The 23,182-nt window shown below is 52.3% G+C and carries 17 protein-coding genes and 1 pseudogene; 7 read left to right on the forward strand and 11 right to left on the reverse strand.

The features are described 5' to 3' along the window. Positions 1-533 precede the first annotated feature (533 nt). A complete protein-coding gene (locus JL719_RS13495) occupies positions 534-1,466 on the forward strand; it encodes a PEP-CTERM sorting domain-containing protein (protein ID WP_165385962.1) in 933 nt (310 codons plus the stop codon). A 27-nt stretch (positions 1,467-1,493) separates the two neighbouring features. Further along, positions 1,494-2,159, forward strand: a complete 666-nt coding sequence (locus JL719_RS13500; RefSeq protein WP_201798991.1) for a phage tail protein — start codon at positions 1,494-1,496, stop codon at positions 2,157-2,159. A 162-nt stretch (positions 2,160-2,321) separates the two neighbouring features. Here the strand turns inward: JL719_RS13500 and JL719_RS13505 are convergent, their stop codons facing one another. From JL719_RS13505 to JL719_RS13530, 6 genes are all read right to left on the reverse strand, one after another. Further along, a complete protein-coding gene (locus tag JL719_RS13505; RefSeq protein ID WP_033158788.1) occupies positions 2,322-2,666 on the reverse strand; it encodes an FUN14 domain-containing protein in 345 nt (114 codons plus the stop codon). 84 nt (positions 2,667-2,750) lie between these two features. Further along, positions 2,751-4,880, reverse strand: coding sequence for a peptidase domain-containing ABC transporter (locus tag JL719_RS13510; protein WP_225892856.1), 2,130 nt, complete (start codon positions 4,878-4,880; stop codon positions 2,751-2,753). A gap of 2 nt (positions 4,881-4,882) precedes the next feature. After that, positions 4,883-6,130 (reverse strand): HlyD family secretion protein, encoded by a 1,248-nt coding sequence (locus tag JL719_RS13515; protein ID WP_033158789.1) that lies wholly within the window; start codon positions 6,128-6,130, stop codon positions 4,883-4,885. 45 nt (positions 6,131-6,175) lie between these two features. Then, on the reverse strand, positions 6,176-6,610 hold the full coding sequence (locus tag JL719_RS13520; protein WP_033158790.1) for a hypothetical protein: 435 nt from the start codon (positions 6,608-6,610) through the stop codon (positions 6,176-6,178). A gap of 7 nt (positions 6,611-6,617) precedes the next feature. Continuing rightward, positions 6,618-6,911, reverse strand: a complete 294-nt coding sequence (locus tag JL719_RS13525; protein WP_033158791.1) for a hypothetical protein — start codon at positions 6,909-6,911, stop codon at positions 6,618-6,620. A 42-nt stretch (positions 6,912-6,953) separates the two neighbouring features. After that, positions 6,954-7,136: a hypothetical protein gene (locus tag JL719_RS13530; protein ID WP_033158792.1), complete on the reverse strand. Its 183-nt coding sequence runs from the start codon at positions 7,134-7,136 to the stop codon at positions 6,954-6,956. 1,703 nt (positions 7,137-8,839) lie between these two features. On the opposite strand from JL719_RS13530, the pseudogene JL719_RS24100 reads away from it, so the two are divergent. From JL719_RS24100 to JL719_RS13560, 5 genes and pseudogenes are all read left to right on the forward strand, one after another. After that, a pseudogene (locus JL719_RS24100) lies at positions 8,840-11,074 on the forward strand (putative bifunctional diguanylate cyclase/phosphodiesterase). Positions 11,075-11,299: 225 nt separating this feature from the next. Next, positions 11,300-11,965 (forward strand): Crp/Fnr family transcriptional regulator, encoded by a 666-nt coding sequence (locus JL719_RS13545; RefSeq protein ID WP_033158819.1) that lies wholly within the window; start codon positions 11,300-11,302, stop codon positions 11,963-11,965. Between the two features lie 153 nt (positions 11,966-12,118). Then, complete coding sequence (locus JL719_RS13550; RefSeq protein ID WP_033158793.1) at positions 12,119-15,592, forward strand: FecR domain-containing protein; 3,474 nt, start codon at positions 12,119-12,121, stop codon at positions 15,590-15,592. A gap of 38 nt (positions 15,593-15,630) precedes the next feature. Further along, the gene (locus tag JL719_RS13555) at positions 15,631-16,086 is read left to right on the forward strand and encodes a hypothetical protein (RefSeq protein ID WP_033158794.1); all 456 of its coding nucleotides are present in this window, start codon (positions 15,631-15,633) and stop codon (positions 16,084-16,086) included. A 160-nt stretch (positions 16,087-16,246) separates the two neighbouring features. Beyond that, positions 16,247-18,400 (forward strand): adenylate/guanylate cyclase domain-containing protein, encoded by a 2,154-nt coding sequence (locus tag JL719_RS13560; RefSeq protein WP_129871409.1) that lies wholly within the window; start codon positions 16,247-16,249, stop codon positions 18,398-18,400. 63 nt (positions 18,401-18,463) lie between these two features. On the opposite strand, the gene JL719_RS13565 is transcribed toward JL719_RS13560, so the two are convergent. The 5 genes from JL719_RS13565 to JL719_RS13585 form a co-directional block, all read right to left on the reverse strand. Next, positions 18,464-19,057 carry a PqiC family protein gene (locus tag JL719_RS13565; RefSeq protein ID WP_165385963.1) on the reverse strand — a complete coding sequence of 198 codons (594 nt, stop codon included), beginning with the start codon at positions 19,055-19,057 and terminating at the stop codon, positions 18,464-18,466. A 20-nt stretch (positions 19,058-19,077) separates the two neighbouring features. Beyond that, the gene (locus tag JL719_RS13570; RefSeq protein ID WP_033158797.1) at positions 19,078-20,070 is read right to left on the reverse strand and encodes an MlaD family protein; all 993 of its coding nucleotides are present in this window, start codon (positions 20,068-20,070) and stop codon (positions 19,078-19,080) included. Beyond that, positions 20,067-20,858 (reverse strand): ABC transporter ATP-binding protein, encoded by a 792-nt coding sequence (locus JL719_RS13575; RefSeq protein ID WP_033158798.1) that lies wholly within the window; start codon positions 20,856-20,858, stop codon positions 20,067-20,069. Before JL719_RS13575 ends, JL719_RS13570 begins: the two co-directional genes overlap by 4 nt. Before the next feature lie 2 nt (positions 20,859-20,860). After that, positions 20,861-22,024 (reverse strand): MlaE family ABC transporter permease, encoded by a 1,164-nt coding sequence (locus JL719_RS13580; protein ID WP_033158799.1) that lies wholly within the window; start codon positions 22,022-22,024, stop codon positions 20,861-20,863. Between the two features lie 172 nt (positions 22,025-22,196). Then, on the reverse strand, positions 22,197-23,180 hold the full coding sequence (locus JL719_RS13585; RefSeq protein ID WP_033158800.1) for a response regulator: 984 nt from the start codon (positions 23,178-23,180) through the stop codon (positions 22,197-22,199). Between the last annotated feature and the right edge of the window lie 2 nt (positions 23,181-23,182).

Here is a 23,182-nt window from a genome sequence, read left to right on the forward strand (position 1 = left end):
ACAGGGGCTTTTGAAGTTTTACTAGCCAGCAGATAAAGCCTTCTAATACCTATTTAGTCATTTTTTAAGCTAAAAAAGCCTACTTTCAATTACTAGCTCTATCGAGCGAACCAATAAGTCAAACCCCGCCCCTACATAAAAACGATATTTCGTACCTCAAGCGACATATCGTGCCAAATCGCTCCCGCATCAATTGTGCACGCTGGTTTTTCCAGCCAAGCATCGCCGTAAAACCCCTTAAAAAACATAAAGATAAATTATTTTCACGCATGAAATTAATAACTGGCACAAGAATTGGCTATTAATTCACGTAATACAATTTTTTGAATAAAACAGAAATAAGTTAATTAAATTTATTTAGACATTTAGAAAATGGCATTTAGCAACATGAAAAATTATTTTAATTGACTGCATTTAAATAGTTACTAGACACCTGTATTTTTTCATGCAACAGGTCATTAATATAAATATTTTTTCAGCAAAAAATGCCCATTAATAAATCACTAAATCTAATCAAATATAGAGGTATCAAGATGGAATCAATTAAATTTAAAAAGAGCTTCGGTAGCGATTTTAAGACCCTACCCTCAAACCACGCTAGCCGACTTTGCAATATGGCATTGGCTATTTCAATACTGCTCGGCGCGCATGCCGGATCGGTGTCGGCCGCGGCTTTTGACAGCAATATTGTGATTCGCGGCTCGGCGGAGTTTGATAGTTCCGGCTCCCCGTCCGATCCTGTAAACGCTACCCAGGCGGGTTCGCTGACCAGCATTATCGCCGGCTCTACCTCCACGACCACACTGGTTGGCTCCACGATCACAGGCCCTGATCCGTTGTCAGGCACCTTAAGCCACATCGGCGACGGCTTTGGCATAAACTTAAGCGCTAGCGGCACTGGCGGCACCGAACCGTCGGGCATCAGCCCCCTGTTTGGCGACTATACCTTTTCGATTGAAAACAAATCGGCTGTGGATAGTTTTGTGGTGAACTTACAATTCCATTACAGCCATCAAGTCGAAGCAATCGATACCCAAGTGCTAAACGATAACGGTGAATTCGCCGAATCACAGATCGCCTTTTTCAAAGCAGATGGCAGCGAATTAGTATTTTCTAAAGTAGTCTCGGACACCCTTTTCGGTAACGAAAAATTCATACCCAGCTCTCCATTCACCGATATTGGTAGCGGCGTAGGCGGCGCGTTGTCAGACGTCGGCACCTTACTCTTGTCATTTCTGCTGAACCCAGGCGATTTAATCAGCTTTGGCGATAGCAATCCGGATCTTTTCGTATATGGCGGCGCCGACTCCGGCAGATTTTCGATAAACGCTTCCAGCCTAATTACAGTCGATTCGGTCACCAAACAAACTAACAACACGGTACCGGAACCGGAAACTCTGTGGTTGCTGGCTATCGGCTTGATCTCAGTCCTTACCAGCAAACGCCGTCACTACGCTTTCAATTAATTTCAACTCAATTTAAAGGTACTCAACATGTCAAAAGCATTCAATAAACCACTCTTGAAACTCGCCATGATCGCTATCACCGGCTTACCAGTATCAGCCTCGGCTTGCGGTTCCGACCCCTTTCTCGGCGAGATTTGCACATTTAGCTTTAACTTTTGCCCGCGCGGTTATCTGGAGGCCGCCGGACAGACGCTGAGCATTGCGCAAAACACAGCCTTGTTTTCATTATTGGGTACGCAGTATGGCGGTGATGGACAAACAACATTTATGCTACCGGATCTGCGCGGCCGTTCGCCAATCGGGGTCGGACAAGGTCCGGGGCTATCGCCAATATCGATTGGCCAAGAAATCGGCATAGACTTTGTAACCCTAGGACTAAGCCAAATGCCTTTACACTCCCATGGTGCGCAAACTTTTTTAGATAACGTTTCCGCTACGATTGACGCAGTAAGTACAGCCGGCAATAAGAGTACGCCCTCCGGCAATGTATTGGCGGCCTCGACATCGAGAGATAATATCTATTCAAGCGATGCCCCCAACGCTTCCCTAAAGGCAAACATCATAAATTTTACGGGTAGGCCAACCACTTCCGTTCAGCCTGCGGGACAAAGCCTGCCTTTTGATAACCGTTCACCTGCTTTGGGTATCACTTACTGTGTAGCCACACAAGGTATTTTTCCTGGCCGAAATTAACGGCTGGAATCTTATAAATCTGCCCTGTTAATCGCAAATAGTCTGAAGTGATATTCACGACACATAGTGCCCACGCAAAAAAGTGGGCACTATGTAGCTAGGCAAAACACGCTGCTGACTGAGCCACATGATCAACCCTTAGCCGGGTAAGCAAAAACCGGTTTACCCGAGTTTAAATCCCACAAAAAAACCGCCTGCACCGCTAACACCCCGGCTGGTAAACACCGCCAGCCGATCCAGCAAGAAACTGCCGGATTCCTTGGCAGCCTCTGCGGCTGAGCTAGCCGCATTTTCCAACGCCATATTGTTGATGTTGATAAGATCGTAATATTCGGCAACGAACAATATCGACACAATCGCCCCACCGACAAACAAGGCCGTGCGCAGCATTTTTTTGGCGAAATAGCCAATCGCCATTCCCAAAATAAACGGTGCGCCTAAATTACCCAGCAAAAAGGCTTCGGAAAAAATATCGTTGGATGCGTGTGTTTCAATGGCGTTATTCATAAAATCCAGTCGTAAAATGTTTAAAAATTTTCGACGATTTTATAACGAATCCGGCAACATAGAGCATTTACTGCGCAGCAACATCTAAGCCGCCTGCGACGCATAACACGGGCCGGCAAGCGCATCTGCCGCTATGGCTTGTAAGTCAATCACCCTATCCACCGAGGCGATAGTCTCCGGGCGATGGGCGATGATGATGCGGGTCAATTTCAGTTGCTGCACCGCACCGTTCACCAGTTTTTCGCGGGCCACATCCAAGTGGCTGGTGGCTTCGTCCAACACCAGAATTTTTGGGCGTTTGTATAAAGCGCGGGCCAGCAGCACCCGTTGTTTTTGGCCGCCGGACAACACCGTGCCCATATCACCGATCAGTGTGTTGTAAGCCATCGGCATGGTCATCACATCCTGATGCACCGCCGCCAGTTGCGCGCAGGTTTCGATCCAGGCTTGATCCGGCTCCGGGTCAAAAAAACAGATGTTGTCGGCAATAGAGCCGGCAAACAATTGATCTTCCTGCATCACCGCCGCCACCATATTGCGGTAATCGTGGCTGTCGATGCGGTTTAGGCGCACACCGCCGATCAGGATTTCGCCGGCACTGGGCTGCAATAAACCCAAGATTAATTTGGCCAGCGTGGTTTTGCCGTAACCGGACGGACCAATGATCGCCACCGACTCGCCTTCGGCAAAATCCAGATTCAGGTTCTTCAGCACCGGCGGCTCGGACGGCGCATAACTGAAATCCAGATTGCGGATTTGGATCGATGCCGCCAGTTGCTCGTGACGGGCACCACTAACATGCTCATCTTCGGCTTCCGCCAACGCAATATCGGCGACCCGTTCGGTGTGTAAGCCCAGCATTTTGAATTCGATGCCTTTTTCGATGAAGCTGCCCACCCGATGAGTGAACTGGTCTTTAAAGGACATAAACGCAAACAGCATCCCCACCGAAAAGCCGCCGTCCAGAATAAACAAGGCGCCTAGCCAGATCACCGCGATGTTTTCCACCCCAAACAACAAGCTGTTCAGGGCGCGGTAAATGATATTGAGCTTTTGCACGCGGATGCCGGCGTTGAAATGATCGACCATCAAATTTTGATACCCGTGCCGGCGTTGCAACTGGCGATTAAATAACTTCACGCTTTGCATGCCACGCACAGTTTCCAGCAGATTGGTTTGCTGCTTGGCGGCGCGCAGGATTTGCTCTTCGCTGGCTGCGCGTAATGGGGCGAACGACAACAAGCGCAATACTCCGTAAAGCAGCGCGGCCAAGCTGACGATAGCCGCAAGCTTCCAGCTGTACACCAGCATCATACCCAGTGTCACCAACGCCATCACGCCGTCAATAATCGCTTCCAGAAAGCTGGTGGTCAGGGTGCGTTGAATCACGTTTAAGGATTCGAAGCGCGAGACGATGTCGCCCAGATGCCGCTTCTCGAAGAAATTCATCGGCAGCTGCAATAAGTGTCCGAACAGATTGCTCATCATCTGCAAATTCACCGACGTACTGAGTACCAGCACCACCCACGAACGCAGCGCGGTAATGCCTATCTGAATCAAGGCCAGCAATAGAAATCCCAATCCCAATACCGTCAATAAATTGGTATCCCGGGCCACCACCGCGTTATCCACCACCAGTTGCATAAAAAAAGGCGCTACGATTGCAAACACTTCGATGGCTGCCGCCAATAAAATGATTTGCAAGGTAGCGCTGGAGGCACCGTTCAATCGGCCGATGAGGCGGGAAAGTTTGATTTGTTGACGTTCGGTTTTGGCGGTAAAAGCTTGGGTGGGCTGCAACTCCAAAGCAATACCGGTGAAATGTTTGGAGACCTCGGTATAGGGCAAATGCACGGTACCTTTGGCCGGATCGTGTATCGTCGCCACGCCGCGTTTGACCTGGGTCAAAACTACGAAATGATTGAAATCCCAATGCAAAATAGCCGGCAGGCTTAGTCTGCTCAGTTCGTTCAAATCCACCCGTACCGGCCGCGAACCCAGATGCAATTGGTTGGCGATCTGGATCAGATGATTCAAGGTCGAGCCTTTCAAAGACAGGGAAAACTTTTGTCTTAAACTGGCCAGATCCACCCGGTGCCCATGAAAATTGGCCACCATCGCCAGGCAAGCCAGACCGCATTCGGCTGCTTCGGTTTGCAGGATCAGCGGGGTCTTCCTGCGGCCGGAAAAGTCGAGGATATGTTGCATAGTCATGATTAAACCCGTCCTAGAATGCTGTAAAGAGGATCGAACACCCATTCGATCAGGCGGCGATGATCCAACCAAATATCCGCATCCAGCAGCATGCCGGATTGCAGCGGAATATCCTGGCGATAGGCTTGCACCGCTTGTTTATCGATCTCGACAGTGACCCGGTACACCGGCTCTTGCAAAGCCACCGGCAAATCGGCTTCCTTGGGGGTAATCAAGGTTTTGGCGATTTCGACGATACGGCCTTGATGACTACCGAAGCGTTGATAGGGAAAGGCTTGATAACGCACCGACACGGTCTGCCCCTGCTCGACAAAGCCCACCGCGCTGGACGGTACCAATAACTGGGCTTGCAATTTGGCACCTTGCGGCAGGATGGACAGCAAGGGATTGGCGGTCGTGGCATTTTGTCCCTGCTCCGCCAGGATGGTGGTGACGGTGCCGTCGTGCGGCGCGGTGATTACAATATTGCGGCGCGATTCGGATTCGGTGATGTTTTGCGCCAAACTCGAAATATTGCGTTCGATGGCCGCGCGCTGGTTTTTAAATTTCATTTGGCTACTGTCCGCTTCCAACTGCGCGGAGCGGATGTCGCGTTGTAAGGTCATCTGTACCCGTTGCAGGGCTTGCAGCTTGGCTTGGTGATCCAACCATTCATCTTGTTTTTGTTGGGCTTGCACGGCCGAAACGAATTTTGTGCTTAGCAACTGCTGATAGCGTTGCGAAGTTGCCGCGGCACCGGCCAAACGCTGTTGCTGGGTGTCTATTTCATTATTGACTTGTTGCAATTCGCGTTGCATGCCATGCAGTCTATCCAACACCGAACGGTATTGAATCTGATCGATTTGCTCTTGCTTCACCAGTTCGGTCTCCAGACTTTCCCGGCGTTGTTTCAGTTGTTCAATCGCCGCGGCCTGAGCTTGCGGGGTTTCCCGTGAACTACTTTCGGTGGATAACACGAACAACGTATCGCCGGCTTTCACGGCTTGCCCCTCACGCACGTGTTTTTCGATCAAGGTGCCGGCCTGCGGCGCATACACTTTGATTAATCCCATGCTCGGCGACAAATAACCATTCACATGCGATTTGCGGGTGTACTCGCCCCAAAAGGCAAAGGCGACCAGCAGCAAAGCGCTGCTGACGGCTAAAGCGGTGAGAAAGGCAAACGACAAGGATTCCACGTGAATAACCTCCCCTAAGGGCTTGTCTTTTTTAAAGTCCAAGGCTTGTTGTCGAAATAACTCATGTTTCATAGCGCCGTTTCCTTCTCACCCTTTTTGACATTGCGACCAAAACCCTCAGAGAACGCCGTAGTCGGCTGCCCGCCGCATGTCTTCGGTCGGCTTGAGGTTATTGGTCACCACTTGCGGACATCTAAAACACGCCGAGCGGCCTTCCTGTAGCCACCAACGACAGTCGGCACGAATCGCGCACACCGGCAATTGCTCGGTGACCGTCGGCGTAAAACGCACGACTTTTTCAGCCAGCCGGCATTTGGACTCCGCTTCCGCGTAGTGACCGCAACCGGTGCAGGCGCACGGCGCGGAAAAGCGGAACACTTCCGCCGGACTGACCGGGCCCGCCAATTCGAGCAATTGCTCGGTCACCGGTTGCGGGGCTTGCAGATAAGCCATTTCCGGCTGATCCGCAGTGCCAGTCATCACCCCGATGACCTGGGCACCTTCCCATTCCGGCTGCGCGCTGGGACATAACACTGGGTTCTCCGAGGTCATGGCCTTATCAACCCAGCTGGGTTGCTCCTTGCAGGCCGCCCGCTAAGCCACCGGCCAAACCGCCGGCACCCTGATTGGTAATCACATTATTTAATCCTCTAAACTGATCGAACCAGGGGCCGCCGGCGATAATGCCTTTATTCAGCACCAAGCTTAACGAGGCGCCGCCGCTAACTTGATCCAGTTGCGCCTGATTCAATTCCACGCCGGCAGCCTCGCGGGCTTGCAAAGCGCGTTCTATACCTTGCGCGGCAAAGGCGGATAATTCATCGGCAGAAATTCGAGTGGTTTTGTTTGACATGACAGCTCTCCAAAAAATAAAAGATGACTTCAGGGAAGTGATTTAGCGCACAACCAAGCCAGCATTGGCTTTAATCACGAACGACCCTGGATTGATGACCGGCCAGAATTTACGGGGAAACTGACTTAAATCAGTGCCGACATCGACTAAACCGCCGGAAACTTGGCTGATTTCCTCAGGTTGCAACACCTTCAGAGCTTGATCTAATTTGGATTTTTGAGACATTGTCTTTCTCCTTAAAAAAGTGATGAGGCCGGCTCATAGCTGGCCCAACGACTGCGATACCGGCAGCATTGCTTACCGAACCACATCCCCATCTACCGGTTTGTGAACTTGAGCGGGTATTGATACTTTAGGTGTTCGCCACCCTGGAAAGCTGTGAAAAATTCCACTGCGAATGGCGGTAGTTTTTCATTCGACAAGGATTCGTGCCGCTATGGCGGCTACGCTAAAAGCGGAGCTTGGCTGGATGCGTAATTTGCGAAACTTTTTTACCGGCTAAATTTAAAGATCGTCTTCAGCATCTACAATTATTATCGCGGCCCTAAAATACCGCTGGCCTAAATGCCTTTGGGGTAAAGGCTCTATCGAAGGCTTAAACCGTTTCAGGCTTCGACGAATGCAGCCCAAACGGGGCAGCAGCGATAAATTGGGCCGATTTGCATGACAATGTCTTTGATACAAATGACGGCATTTATAGAATTTGGCGATTTTCGAGAACCAAACTGATCGGGAGCTGCCGCTTACGCAATTGCCCGAACTCGACACGATTCCAGCTTTGCAGCGTACTGCCCAAGATGCGCTAACAAGATCACTTCACAGCGATAGCCATTGACCAAACAACCATGAATAACGCGCCTTCACCCGCGAAACAGACAACGTTATCCGAAACAGTTGCTCCTTCATTTACCCGAGTTTTAATTTCCAATATCGTGGGTTTGGTGATGTTGCTTGGTCTGGCGCTGTTAATAGGCATGACTTGGCAAAGCGTCGCCAGCACCGAAGAAACCACCCGGCGGGAGGTGAAAGAAACCCTGGACCGCGCGACCGAGCGCCTGCAGATTTTGATTCGCGCGGCGGAGATGACAGCCGAATCCGCTGAACGTGCCGCGATAGCCCCGGAGGTAACGGGCGCCACTTTACAATCGACACTGGAATATTCGCTGGCGGCATTCGAACAACGCCCGGAATTAAGTTATCTGGGCATTTCCTTGGCAGCTTCAGGCGAATACGGCGCGTTGGAACGAACTGCAAATGGCGAGATTTTACTTTGGCTATTTCCGGGTGACCGCACGGAAGGCCCGCCTGCGCGAAAGTTCATATTGACCGAGCAGGGATTCGTGCTCCATCAACAGCTGTTTAACCAACACTACGATCCCCGCAGCGATGCGTTCTACGCAGCCGCTTTGCGCAGCCCGAGCGGCGACACCTGGGTTCCGGCTTACCGCTGGGCGGCGCCATTTACAGGCAACGAGCCTTTGTGGGGCTTCAGCTACGGCAAAGTGCTGAAAGATGCGGGCGGACGTTTGATCGGCGTTCTGGATGCTGACTTCGACATCCCGGCATTGAATAGCTTTCTAAGCGCCATAGGTACGGAATATCACTCCCGGTTTCAGGTCCTGGAGTTGGGAGCCGCTCCCCGCCTAATCGGCGATCAGTTGCAAGTAGGCCGAGCGCCGTTGCCCTTGCCTGCCGATTTGAGCCCTTTGCTGAATTTCACCGGCGAATTATTCCTAGACCGCATGCTATTGGAAGGCGAGCAACGCTGGGTTGCCGCCCGCCGCATGCCGCTGAAAGGCGGCATGTCTTGGTTGGTCATTACTTCGCGAAAAGTATCGTTTATCGAAGACATGCTGCGTCGCCAGTTGTATCAGGTGGGCGGTATGGGCGTGGCAATTACCGCAGGACTGGTGCTGGTCTCAATGCGCATGGCCCGGCGCTTCGGCAAACCGCTGGCGGCGCTGGAGCGCCGGGTCGCCGGCATCGGTCATACCGAACTGGAACCCCCGGCGGCCGCCACTTTCGCCACGAACGAGTTCCGGGAAACCCAAATTCTGGGGGAAGCCCTCGACCACATGGCCGTGGCCGTTAAACAACTGCTGGAAGCCAAGGAACAGCAAGCCGCTTCTCTGGCCTTAAAAGGCGCAATTTTCGACTCCACTCACACCGCAATCTTTAGCCTGGATCACCAATTGACCGTTATAGAATGGAACGCCGCCGCAGAACGTTTGTTTGGCCTGGCGCGTGAATTCATTCTGGGTAAGGCCATCACCGATGCTGTGCTTGCGCCCGACGGCCACGCTGATTGGGCCGAGATTCTCAGCACCACCGATTCCGGCGCGTTTCAATTTGTCGGCACCCAAGGCGTATTCGACGCGGAATTGCGAGTGGCGGCTTTTACACGCAACGGTTTGGAAGTCCGCACGCTGTTTCTAAACGACATCTCGGAACGACAACGCGCGGATGCCGCATTGCGGGAAAGCTTGGCCCGCTTCCACGCCGCCACCCGTGCGACCGGCGATGTCGTGTGGGACTGGGACTTCGCCAGCAACAACATCTGGTGGAGCGAGAACTTTCAAATTGTGTTCGGCTACACCACTGACGAAATTTTGCCTTCATTCGACTTCTGGGCCCGCCGCATCCACCCCGACGACCGCGACCGCGTGGTTGCACACCTTCAAGCCACCGTAGCCGGCAGCGAGAACACCTGGTCCGAGGAATACCGTTTTCGGCGCAAGGACGGCAGCTATGCCGACTTGTTTGATCGCGGCCAATTGCTCTGTGACGACACGGGACGCGGCGTGCGGATGATAGGTGCCATTCAGGACATCACCGCGCGCAAACAGGCCGAGCTGCAGATTCGCTATCTGGCCACCTACGACGGCCTCACCGGCCTGCCCAACCGCGACCTGATCCAGGACCGCATTGCCCAAGCCATCGCCCACGCGCGCCGCGCCGGCAATCAGCTGGCACTACTCTATCTGGATCTGGATCGCTTCAAGATAGTTAACGACGGCTACGGCCATCCATTCGGCGACGCGGTGCTGAAGGTCGCCGCCGAGCGGCTAGGCAGCCTGGTCAGGGACGGTGATACCGTGTCTCGCCTGGGTGGTGACGAATTTCTAATTTTGCTGACTGATTTAAATAAAGATAGCGATGCCTATTTCCTCGCCCAAAAAGTGGTCAGGCATCTTGATTGTCCGCTTCTGGTTCAGGGGCGTAATATCCATTTGTCCGTGAGCATTGGCGTCAGCGTATTCCCGCAGGACGGCGAAACCGCCGAGGCGCTCATCGACAACGCTGACGTGGCGATGTACCGCGCCAAGGACCTAGGCCGCAACACCTGTCAATTCTTCACCCGCGAGATGAGCGAGGAAACCCTGCGCCGTGTCAATATAGAAACGCGCTTGCGGGAAGCGTTGGCATTGGGACAGTTTCAGCTGGCCTACCAACCCAAGGTCAACTTGAAAAACGGCCAAATTTCCGGCTGCGAAGCCTTATTGCGCTGGCAACATCCCGAAATGGGTGCGGTATCTCCCGCTCAGTTCATTCCAATTGCCGAGGACTCCGGGCTTATCGTGCCCATTGGCGATTGGGTGCTGCGCGCAGCTTGCGCTCAGGCAAAAGCCTGGACAGACGCCGGTTTGCCACCGGTCTGTGTGGCGGTGAACATATCCGCGCGCCAGTTTCTACAGCAGGATGTGATCAGTTGGGTGATGAATACGCTCGAAGACACCGGTCTACCGGCCGCTCAACTCGAACTGGAACTGACCGAGAGTTTGATCGCTCAGGATGTGGAGAAGGTCATCGCCACTTTTAGCTAGCTCCGGACCGCTGGCGTGAAGCTGTCCATAGACGATTTCGGTACCGGCTATTCCAGCCTCAGCTATCTGAAACGATTTCGCGTAGATACCCTGAAAATTGATCAATCTTTCGTGCGCGACATGCTCACCGATCCGGAAGATGCCACTATTGTATTGGCGGTGATTGCACTGGCGCACAACCTGGCGTTCAAGGTGATCGCCGAAGGCGTGGAAACCGAACAACACTGCCAGTTTCTGCGCCAACACCATTGTGACGAGATACAAGGCTATTACTTCAGCAAGCCGTTACCGGCATCAGCATTCGAGGTCTTGCTGCGTACCGGCAAAAGCTGGGTATAAACGGCAGGCGCTTGGCGGGATGGGTTTTGCAAAGTTGAAGTTCGCCAATGCGCCGAGCGCTATTTCCGCTGCCGCCGTAAAAGGGGTATGTCTGTGATTTAATTGGCTGACAATCTGTGAAATACTTCACTATCATGACGCAAAATTAGTATGCTAGGCGTCAACTACAAACCAGACCGTTATCAAAAGCGGCACTCTACTAAACCAAGCGGTTATAGCCTCATCATGCAAGCAGAAGTCATCGCCAGTCTGAACCACATCCCCTTTCTCGCCGATCTGCCCGAGGAGGCTTTGGAAGCTTTGGCATCCAGGGCCAAGGTCATTAAATTTCCGAAAAAGGCCATGATCATCGCCGAGGGCGACCAGACCAGTTCGCTGTACATTATTTTGTCCGGCAAGGTGCGGGTGTTTGGCAGTAACGACAAAGACAAGGAGGTCACCTTATTGATTCAGGAGGCCGGCTCTTATTTCGGCGAACTGGCCTTGCTTAGCGACGAACCGCGTTCCGCCGCGGTGGAAGCCCAGGAAAAAACCGTGTGCGCGGTCATCGCCAAAACCGATTTCATCCACTGGTTGAAACTACACCCCGATGCGGCGATTGCCTTACTTAAAGTATTGGCTGAAAAAGTCAGATTTCTGACCGAGAAAGTCAAACAAATGGCCTTGTCGAATGTGTACGAACGTACCATTAAGGTACTGCAAGACATGGCGGAAAAGGAAGGCGACGTCTACGTGATTCATAACCGCCCGACTCAGCAAGAGCTGGCGACCATGGTGGGTTCATCTCGGGAAATGATTAACAAAGTGATGAAAGAACTAACCAAAGGCGGTTACATCAGCGTCGACGAAAAAACGCTACGCATCGAAACCACCCCACCGGCCGCATGGTGAGCTGCCTGTAGCGATTATCGGCAGCGCATGATCGCAACTGCACCTTGGGCCAATTGACAAAAATAAGAAAATCCCGAGCAAAGTTAATTATTACCTTGATCAGTTAGGGTTTCAGACTTTATCATCCGAAAAAAAACATCTTTCGGAGATAAAATGCGCTGCCTTGTGATTTGCTTCATGGTTTTATTTGCGCCAATGTGTTTGGCGGAAACCGATGCGACCGCGACAAGCTGTAGCGTGGAAAAAGCCGCCAGACTGGTTTCGCTGCAAGGCAGTTTATATTACGACGCCGGCGCGCAAGGCCAATGGCAACCGGCACAATTGGAACAAACTCTTTGCGAAGGCAGCAGGGTTAAAGTCGAAGCTTACAGCCGCGCATCCTTGTTACTTCCGAACGGCATCACGCTGCGTTTGGCCGAAGGCACCGTCTTGACCTTAAACGGCATCGTCCCCAGCCAGCCCACTTTAGTCGATTTGCTGAAGGGCTTTGTGCATTTCATCAGCCGCACGCCCAAACAGTTACAAATCACCACACCCATCGCCAACGCCGGCCCGGAAGGCACCGAATTTGCGCTACGCGCCGATGATGCCAGCGCCGAATTGTGGGTTTACGAGGGCGCTGTGCGCTTTTTCAATACCTACGGCGACATTCACCTGAAAGCCGGCGAAGCGGGGCAAACCTTGTTGGGCCAGGCTCCGCGCGCGCAAATCGATCTTAAGCCCGCCGATGCGGTGAATTGGGCCTTGTATTACCCGCCGCTATCAGCCTATGCGGAGCCGGACGCGCCGATAACTCCGGCTCTGCGTGCCGCGATTCAGAATTATCGGCAAGGCCGGATCGATTTGGCGCTAAGCGCTTTGGAGCGGACACCACCCGTTGAACAGTCGCCGGAGTTTTTGAAAACCCGTGCAGCAATCAGGCTGACAGTCGGGCAAAGCCAGCTGGCGATGCAAGACATTCAAGCCTTGCGAACCAGCAACGCGAATGACGCGGACGCTTCGGCTCTGGAAAGTATTCTGGCGCTGACCCAAAATCGCAAAACAGACGCGCTGAATCTGGCCGAACGTGCAGTAACGGCAAATCCGCAATCGGCAACCGCTTACTCAGCGCTGTCCTACAGCCAACAGGCCGGCTTCGAACTGGAAAAAGCCTTGGCAGCAGCACAGCGTGCCAGCCAGTTGGCACCTGACGATGCGATGACTTGGGCGCGGCTGTCCGAACTACAGTTGGCGCTGGGCTTGCGCGAAGAAAGCGCACAATCGGCGACTAAAGCCTTCATGCTCGACGCCAATCTGGAAAGAACGCAAACCGTACAGGGTTTTTCGCATTTATTTCGCGTGGATACTGCCCAAGCCATGCGGCATTTCGAATCCGCCGTCCAGCTGGACTCTACCGCGCCTTTACCGCGCCAGGGCTTAGGTCTGGCAAAAATCCGCAGCGGCGACCTGGAAGCCGGCCGCCGCGACCTGGAAATCGCCGCTATTCTCGACCCAAGCAATTCCTTGTTGCGCAGCTATCTGGGCAAAGCCTATTACGAAGAAAAGCGCCCCGCGTTGGCCGGCGACCAATTCGACCTGGCAAAGCAACACGACCCGAAAGACCCGACGCCTTATTTTTACGATGCACTGCGCAAGCAAGCCTTGAATCGTCCAGTCGAAGCGCTGCGCGACATGCAACAGGCTATAGAGCTGAACGAAAACCGCGGCGTATACCGCTCGAAACTACTGTTGGACGAAGACGCTGCGGCCCGCACCGCCAACTTGGCACGCATCTACAACGACTTGGGATTTGGCCGGGTGGCGTTGAAAGAAGCCTGGAAGTCCCTGGGCCAAGATGCCACCAACCCGTCAGCTCATCGTTTTCTATCGGACTCTTACGTCGGCCAACCGCGCTACCGCGTCGCCCGCGCCAGCGAACTGTTGCAGGCGCAGTTGCTGCAACCGATCAACATTACGCCGGTACAACCGCAACTGACCGGCGAGAATATCGGCGTGCTTAACAATACGGGTCCAGGCAACTTGTCGGCTAACGAATACGATACCTTATACACCGGCAACGGCGCACATATGGTCCTGAACGGCGCTTACGGTAGTCGAGAGACCAAAACCGACACTGCCGTAATCTCAGGCGTATACAACAAGCTGTCGATGAGTCTGGGGCAGTTTCATTACCAAACTGACGGATTTCGTCAAAATGACGATTACCAGCAAAACATTTACGATGCCTTTGCGCAATATACCTTCACACCTGACTTTAGCCTGCAAGCCGAGTTGAAATCGGAAGAACTAGGCGCTGGCGATGTGGCGATGCGTTTAAACGCATCGCACGATGCAACGCTGAGGGAAACCATCAAACAGGATACGGCGAGGATTGGCGGACGTTATCGAATCAATCCCGAACAAGATATTATCGCTTCGGGATTTTATACCTCCCGAAACGACACAACCAGCAATCATTTGGTTGATCTTAGTTCATCGAGACCACTCAATTGGAATATTTCCGACCCAACATCTGGAACAAAAAGTAACGGTTACCAAACTGAGTGGCAATATTTGTTTCACCCGGACAATTTCGAACTGATCGCAGGTGTTGGCTATCTTAATTTAGATAACCACTTCAATTATAATAATAACATCAATTTTTTTGTGCCCCCCCCATTATTAAGAAACTCCAGCACCCAGCAACAATATAACACTGACCGATTTAACGGCTACATTTATTCTAAACAATATTTATTGCCCGGAGTAATAACAACCATAGGTATTAGTTATGACTCGGTGAATAACCAGATCAATGATTTCCAATCGATAACACGAGACTCCAACGGCAGGAGCAGAACCTTTCAAAGTAAACCAAATATGTTGAGCCGAGACCAATTCAATCCAAAATTCGGCATCACCTGGAACCCATTCGACAACCTCACGCTACGCGGTGCAGTGTTTAGGACTATGAATCGTCAACTAGTGGCCAATCAAACCATAGAACCCACCCAAGTTGCCGGCTTTAATCAGTTTTTTGACGAAAACACCGATGCAAGAGCTTGGCGCTACGGATTGGGAACGGATTACCAGCCTATACAAAACATATTCTTGGGCGGTGAAATTAGTTGGCGGGATAGTCAACAACCGTTTTCGGACAATGGCCTTATTGCCAACCAAAACCGAGCAGAGTCATCTCATCTCGCATACTCATACTGGACACCAACGGAATGGATGACACTTAAATCTGAATACCGATTCGATGCAACTGATAGAAGCTACACCGCTCGCAGAACGCAGTCGAACTCTCCGCAAAATGTGGAAACGCATCAAGTCCCCATCTCATTAAATTTATTCCATCCCGTTGGTCTATTCGCGAGGATTAGTGGCACCTATGTTAATCAACACGTTGCCAGTGTCAGCAGTTCAGCTATCAATCCCTTAGATTATCGCAGTGAAGATTTTTGGACATTCGATACCGCCATAGGTTATCGGATGCCGAGAAGGTTGGGTACAATTAACTTTGAGGTAAGAAACTTATTTGATAACAAATTTAACTATCAAAGCAATTTCGACGCCAGCGGCCCACAAATTAGTCCGTTCATACCTGAACGGCAGCTATTCGTAAAACTCAGTTTATTTTATTAATTTAACTGCGAGAAACTTTAATCTATAGGAGAAATAAAATGAATATAAGAACTGCGTATAAAACCAGTTTGGTACTAATTTTGAGCAGCTTGTTAGTGGTAGGATGCTCTGCGATTAAGACATTCCTCGAAAAGCGCGTAGCTTTGGCTACTGGCGTCAATTTCGAAACAGGAAAAATCGTAGCACTGAATCCCGAGTCGGGCAAAGAAGTGGCGGCCTGCATCCAAAGTGCTGGTGACCGCGTCACCGATAAATCAAGCTCTGGCAACGCTACAAAATGTACTGTTGAATTACTTGTCAGCGACAACAATCCTGAATTGACAAACGCATTGGAACTTAGCAAAAAATTGATACAGGGCGAAATCAAGAAAAATGGTAAAACCAAATCGGCTCGTTTTGTCATCTCGGTGACCACTTTATACGAAGGCTCTGATTGCAATGTTGTGTACTCCGGTGGAAATCAATACGAGAATTGCAACGACAATGAGCGCTGAGTATCCCACTCAAGTATCTGTCCAATATTCGTCAACATAGACCACTATTGGCCGAACCAACAGTAATAGATTCTGATTCCGCCTGCGGTCTTTGGCCGTGGCGGATAGGTTTCTATAAATCCTGATGAAGCACCTTTGCTACCGTGCGTTAGTTGTTGCCATGCTTGCACTGACAGCGGGAAGTCTTAGCAACACATTGACTGATCTTGAACTTTCAATGGGTCTCGACTGGTTGTTCGATATTCGCGGCCCCCAAAAACCACCCTCTGACGTTGTAATTGTCGCAATGGACGAAACATCGGAAAACCGGTTGGGCGTCGGTCAAGACCTGACCCGCTGGCGTCGGTTTCACGCAGATTTGATCCGGCAATTGCATAAGCAGGAAGCGAGTTTGATTGTCTTCGACCTGCAATTTATTCGTCCCCACCCTGCCGACGACCAAGCCCTTGCCGCCGCCATGCGAGCCGCCGGGAATATTTTACTGGTCGAATGCGTACAGAAATTTCGCCACGGCGACCAGGATTTTTACGGGCGCGAGGAATGTTCCGACACGAATAGCTTGCCGGCAATTTCCCGGGAAGGCGATTCAAATACCGAATTACCCGAGCAACTAGTGGCAATGCGCAAAGTGCCACCGACGCCAACCATAGCCGATGCGGTTATGGATCATGCACCGTTTTTCTTAATCAATGACGCGACCTCTACCAGCGTTCGCGAGGTCTGGACTTTTTTCGACGCTTTAGCCGAAACGCCGAGTATGCCTGTGTTGACTTGGTATTACCATCAAGTCCAAGCGCGCAAGCTTCCAGTCACCCCTAGACCTATTTCCAGTTGGTTGACCGAACAACGACGCAATTGCCAAAACAACACCAATGAGCCACCGGTTGATTCGTCACAGAAACGCCTATTGGGCAAAGCCATCTGCCAAGGCGACAGCCGCTATCTCAATTACTACGGCCCGCCGCGCACGCTCAGAATGGAATCCTACGCCGATGTTTACGAAGGCAAGGTCAAAGACTTACAAGGCAAAGTGATATTCGTCGGCCGCGCCAATCGCCAGTTTTCGCCGGGTAAATCGGACTTTTTCCCTACGCCCTATTCCGACTCGCATACCGGCAAAATGGCCGGCGTGGAGATCATGGCCACGCAATTCGCCAATTTACTGGAAGACAGTTTTATCGAAATCCCGGCGCCGGGCTGGATAATTTCCAGCGTATTTGGTTTGCTTGTCGCCTTGTTGCTATTCAGTTTTGCCGGTTGGCGCGGCATCGTCCTCAGCCTGATTTTCACTGTGGCTTACGCCGGCTCGGCTGTCTGGTTGTTCGCTCGGCTCCACTGGTGGTTGCCAATCGCCGGGCCCTTATTAATACAATTGCCATTGTCATGGCTGCTCAGTTTGGCTTGGTCGCGTTACGACTTAATGTGCGAACGGGGGCGGATACTTGAATTCGTCAGTAGAGTGTTTCCGCAATGGGTCGGCATGTTGCCCGCGGCGCCGGGACAATGGACCGAAAGCGCTAACGTCGGCATCGCTAAAAGCGAAAAAGATGTTTCCGGCTTGTGCCTAGCCACCGACATCGAAGACTACACCGCCATCGCCGCCCAACATTCGCCCCGGGAAATGTGGACGCTGTTGAATACCTACTACCAGGTGCTGGGGCATCCGGTAGTGTCCCACGGCGGCGTCATAGCCGATGTGACCGGCGACGCGATGATGGCGGTGTGGTTCGATGCGCCGGCAACGCAGCAACGCCGCAGCGCTTGCTTGGCCGCGCTGGAAATGGCCACGGCGGTGGCGTCTTTCAACCTCTCATCCAGCCAGGAACCACTCGCCACCCGCATCGGCTTGCATGAAGGGGATCTAACGCTGGGCAGCCTGGACGCCGGCAGCTCCAGTCATTACCGGGCTATTGGCGATACAGTCAACATTGCGTCGCGAATTCAGGGGGTGAACAAGTATTTAGGTACGCGGATTCTGGCAGCGCAGAGCATCGCAGCCGACTTGGAGAGCATTGTTACCCGACCGGTAGGTACGTTTCGCGTCGTCGGCCGTGCGGAGCCGTTGAATCTAGTGGAAGTCGTCGGGGTAAAAATCAGCGGCGATAACTCGCAGAACCAAATGCACGCTCTGTTTGCCGACGGTTTGGCCGCATTCCAGGAAGGCCGGTGGCCGGAGGCTACTCGCTTATTCCAAACGGCACTCGCTGTCGACTCCAACGACGGACCCAGCCGTTTTTATCTGCAAAAAGCTTTGCACTATAGTGAAATGCCGCCTTTGGCATGGGACGGAATCGTGGTGTTGGATGGCAAATAAGCCGTAGCAGCGACACCTAAAAAATGGCGTTCCAGCAGAACGATCAGATGGTCTTAGCCGCTTTCAACGGCCATGCATTGAGTCCAGTCCGGCAATTTCATTAGCCAATTCAATACTAAAGCGCGTCAAGCAACGGCTTTGCGCAGCGACACTGGCTTCAGCGCCCTTACCTGCCGCTTCGCTGCATTCGAAGCGTTTGCCGAGCACGACTTGTTCGGCTTTTTTTAACTGCCATTGCACGGAGAAGCGGCTTTGGCCGCTGGCGGTTTGATGTAACTCAAGAATATCAAAACTAATTTGGTAATCGATAGCCTGACGCGGTGTCCAGGGATAGCGAACCACTTGGTCTATGCCCAATTGTTTGGCTAAAGAAAGCCGCAAAACCCGGGCAATATTGTCATCCAGACGTTCAGCCCAGCGATGTTGGTCGTCCAATTCATATTGATGCTCGCTCAGCGCAGTGACTAGCTGCGGCCTGTCCAAATACGCCGGCAAATGAATCGGGCCTAAGCCCAACACCGTATCGGCCGGTAAAACGGCAGCAACAGACGGCGTGTCGGTTTCGGCGCTCAACATGTAAAACTGCATCGGCTGACTGCTACAAGCGGCCAGCAGCAGCGCTGAAAGTAGCATTGGCAAATAAATTATGTGTTTCATATTCATCCGGTTAAATCTAGCTATTTGCCGTATATCAACGACTCCGGCCGCCTTTCCAGCGACTCTGTTAAATCCTTCAAGGACCGGGCGGCATTGCGCATTTCCACCAAGGCTTGCCCGAGTTGCGCATCCGGCGCGGCCAAGGTTTCGACAGCGGTCAAAGCGTTTTGCGAGCCTTCCATCACCTTGGTCGCGGCGTTCAGACTTTGTTCGGCGGCTTTCAACACCGGCAACAATTCCTGGTTAAAGTCCTGCAAGGTGGTGCGGGTATCGCTCAAAGCGCCATTGGCGTTGCTCATTAACGGTCCGATCTGATTGTTTAATGTCGCCATCAAACGCTGAGTTTCCTGCAAGGATTTAGCTAAAGCAGCCAACGATTGCTTGGTGTCGTCGGATTGCAGCAAACTACGCATTTCGCTGAGGGTATCCGCCAAATTCTTCATCATCTCCTCGACCGGCAGCTGACGCGCGCGATTGAGAATTTCATCGGCGGTATTGCGGATTTCGTCAACGGTAGTCGGCACGCTGGGCAGCTCGGGTAGGTTTTTGTAATCCAGCTTAATCAGATTGACCGGTTTATCGCTATAAAAATTAAGATCGACATAGAGTAAGCCTGTCAGCAAGCTCTGCGTCTCCAGCCGCCCCTTCAAGCCCGCGTCTATCAGACGTTGCGCGTCCTGCATACGCTGTTTTTTGCTGTGGCCGCCGGATTGCTGTACTGACAAATCTTGCAGCAAGGCGGGGTCGATTTCGATGACCACCGGCTTGAAAATCCGGCCGGTTGCAGAATCCATCACCAAGGAAATTTCGTTGACGTTACCGATCTGCACACCCTGCAATTTAACCGGCGCGCCGACATTCAAACCGTTCAAAGCCGAGTCGAAAAAAATCACGAAGCGTTTTTTATCCTTAAAAAAATCACTGCCGCCAAAGATCATCACGCCCGCCGTCAGCAGAATCAACGCGCCGACCAAAAACGCGCCGATGGCGAGTGGATTGGCTTGTTTGCTCACGCAGGACTCCTCATGTGTCGATGATTGCTATTTTGCTCGGTTTGGTCGCCGCGATTTAAAAATCGAATCACGTTGGGGTGTTTGGATTCGTGCAGCAGTTTTTGCGGGGAACCACCGTCAATATTGGTACGGGTTTCGGCATCCAGAAACACCGAATTGTTGCCAATCGCGAAAATACTGTCTAGATCGTGGGTAACCACGACGATGGTGGCCGACAAAGCGCTACTCAGGCTCAGAATCAGATCGTCCAGTAATTTGGCGGTGATAGGGTCCAAGCCGGCCGACGGTTCGTCGAAGAACAAAATTTCCGGGTCCAGGGCCATGGCCCGTGCCAGACCAGCGCGCTTTTGCATGCCGCCGCTGAGTTCGGAGGGATAATAATCTTCAAATCCCGCCAAGCCGACCAACGCCAGTTTATAGGAGACAATCTCCCGCACCTTTTTAGCTGGCAACTGCGTAGCTTCGGTAATCGGCAGCGCCACATTTTCCGCTAAGGTCATCGAACTGAGCAGAGCACCGCTTTGAAACAACACGCCGGTGCGTGCCAAAATTTGCTGGCGGGCTTTGGGATTGGCTTGCCAGAGGCCTTGATCGCCATAACAGACATCGCCTTTTGCCGGGGACTTTAGGCCTATCATGTGCCGCAACAAGGTGGTTTTGCCGCAGCCATTGCCGCCCATGATAATAAACACGTCGCCACGATTGATCGTAAAATTCAGATCGCGCTGAATCACGAAATCGCCGTAAGTCATGGTTAGATTTTTTACTGTAATGCAGGCCTCGGCCATCGTTAAATCCCCAGCCGGTTGCAGATGATGGTCATTACCGAGTCGGCAACGACGATAAACACGATGGCGGTTACCACCGCCGAGGTGCCGGCATCGCCGACCGCCGAGGCACTGCGGCCGCATTGCATGCCGCGCATGCAACCCGATAGCGCAATCAAAATCCCGAACACCGAGCACTTCACGAAGCCGATAATAAAATCCTTCATCTTCACGGCATGGGCGGTGCGGTCCAGATACTCGGTCAGCGACACGTCAAAAAAATTCACCGTTACAAAGCCGCCGCCGATGATGCCCATCAAATCGGCATAAAGACATAAAAGCGGCATGATGATGATCAAGGCCAACATGCGCGGCAACACCAGAAACGCCATCGGGTCCAGGTTCATGGTTTTTAACGCATCGATTTCGCTGTTGACGTGCATCGTACCAATCTGCGCGGCATACGCGGCGCCGGTGCGGCCGGACATAATAATCGCCGTCATCAAACCGCCCATTTCCCGGGTCATGCCCAGACTAACCAAGTTGGCAATGTAAATTTGCGCGCCGAACAACGACAGCTGCACCGCGCCGACGAAAGCCAGAATCAACCCCACCAACAAGCTGATCAAGGTGACGATAGGCAACGCCGACGGCCCGCACTCTTGAATATACAGCCATAAATCCTGGCGGCGAAAGTGGGCTTGTCCGCGCAGCGTGGCGAAGATGCTGATCATCATTTCCCCGACAAAAATCAACATCTCCTTGCCATGCTGAATGGCTTTTCCGGTGCTGACCGCCAAAGCCTGCGACCACGACCTCTGGGTTTGCTCGCGGTGCGCATCGACGCGCTCCGGCACGGCGGCAACCAGAGCCAACAAGCCTTGAATCGATGCCGGCAAGCTGGCCTTATCCACGCCCACCTGTTTTTGCTCGGCGTAATCAATTAGCTTAATTAATTCCGTCACCAACATGCTGTCCCAACGGCCAAGCGCCGCCGTAGACACGACGATTTTTTCGATAACCTGGGTTTCAATCTGCGCGAGTATGGGTTCCAAAGCGGGTAATTGCGCATCCAGCACCCAGTCTCCGGATAGCGCAATTTCCAAGGCCTTTGCCTGACGAATCGCGCTGATGGCACAAGTTGGAGCACTATTGGTGGCTGGCGGTAGGATCTTTGAATTTTTCATCCCTGTTGGTACTAATAAAACTTAGCCACAAGTATGCGCAGAACGCCGACGCATGGCAATAGCCGACCGATAAGTATTTTTAGCGCAACACGCCTAAAAATAGCCTGATGCAACTGCCTCAAAATCGGCATGTCGGCAGCGCAAAGCTTATCAGTACCTATCAAGTTTTCGCCTATTCGCGAATTTCCCAGTCGGCCTTGATTTGCAAAATTTGCGGTTGGATATCCAGAAAACAGGCCACCATCGCCGGATCGAAATGCTGCCCGGCACCGTCGCGGATAGTCGCGACCGCCTTCTCGACCGGCCAAGCTTCTTTATAGGGCCGGCGCATGGTCAATGCGTCGAACACATCGGCCACTCCGACAATACGCACCGATTCGGGAATGCTTAGGCCCGCCAGCCCATTTGGGTAGCCGGTCCCATCCCATTTTTCGTGATGCGACAAGGCCACTTCGGCCGCCAATTTAAAAATAGGTGCATCGCTTTTCGACAGGATATCGTAACCAATCTGGCAGTGCCGGCGCATGATGCGCCATTCGTCTTCGTCCAACGCCCCCGGTTTACTCAGTACCGCATCGGGCACGCCGATTTTGCCGGTATCATGCATCGTCGCGGCAAACTCCAGCAATTCGGCGTCGGCACAAGTCCAGCCGACATTTAGAGCCAAGGCTTTAGCATAAGCGGCCATCCGCCAAATATGTACCCCGGTGTCGTTGTCGTTATAATGTCCGGCTTCGCCCAGCATATAGATTGCATCGCGGTGGCTTTTTTCCAATTGCGTGGCTCTCACTAGCGACAAATGAGTTTTCACCCGCGCACGCACCAGACTGGGCACCACCGGCTTACTCAAGTAGTCCACACAGCCCACCGCAAATCCTTGCTCCTCATCGCCCAACTCAGATAAAGCGGTGACGAATATGACCGGGATGGTTTCGGTGGCCGGATCGGCTTTCAAAGCCCGACAAACTTGGTAGCCGTTCATATCCGGCATCTGAATATCTAGCAAAATTAAACTCGGCCGGTGTTTGGCAACAGCCAGCAGGGTTTCCTCACCGTTACGCGCAAACACCAAACGATAGGTAGGCTCCAGAATTTCACGAAGTATCGCCAAATTCGCGGGTTCGTCATCCACGATCAAAATCGGATTATTAGGCATGG

Source organism: Methylomonas sp. LW13 (assembly GCF_016865255.1).
GTDB lineage: Bacteria > Pseudomonadota > Gammaproteobacteria > Methylococcales > Methylomonadaceae > Methylomonas.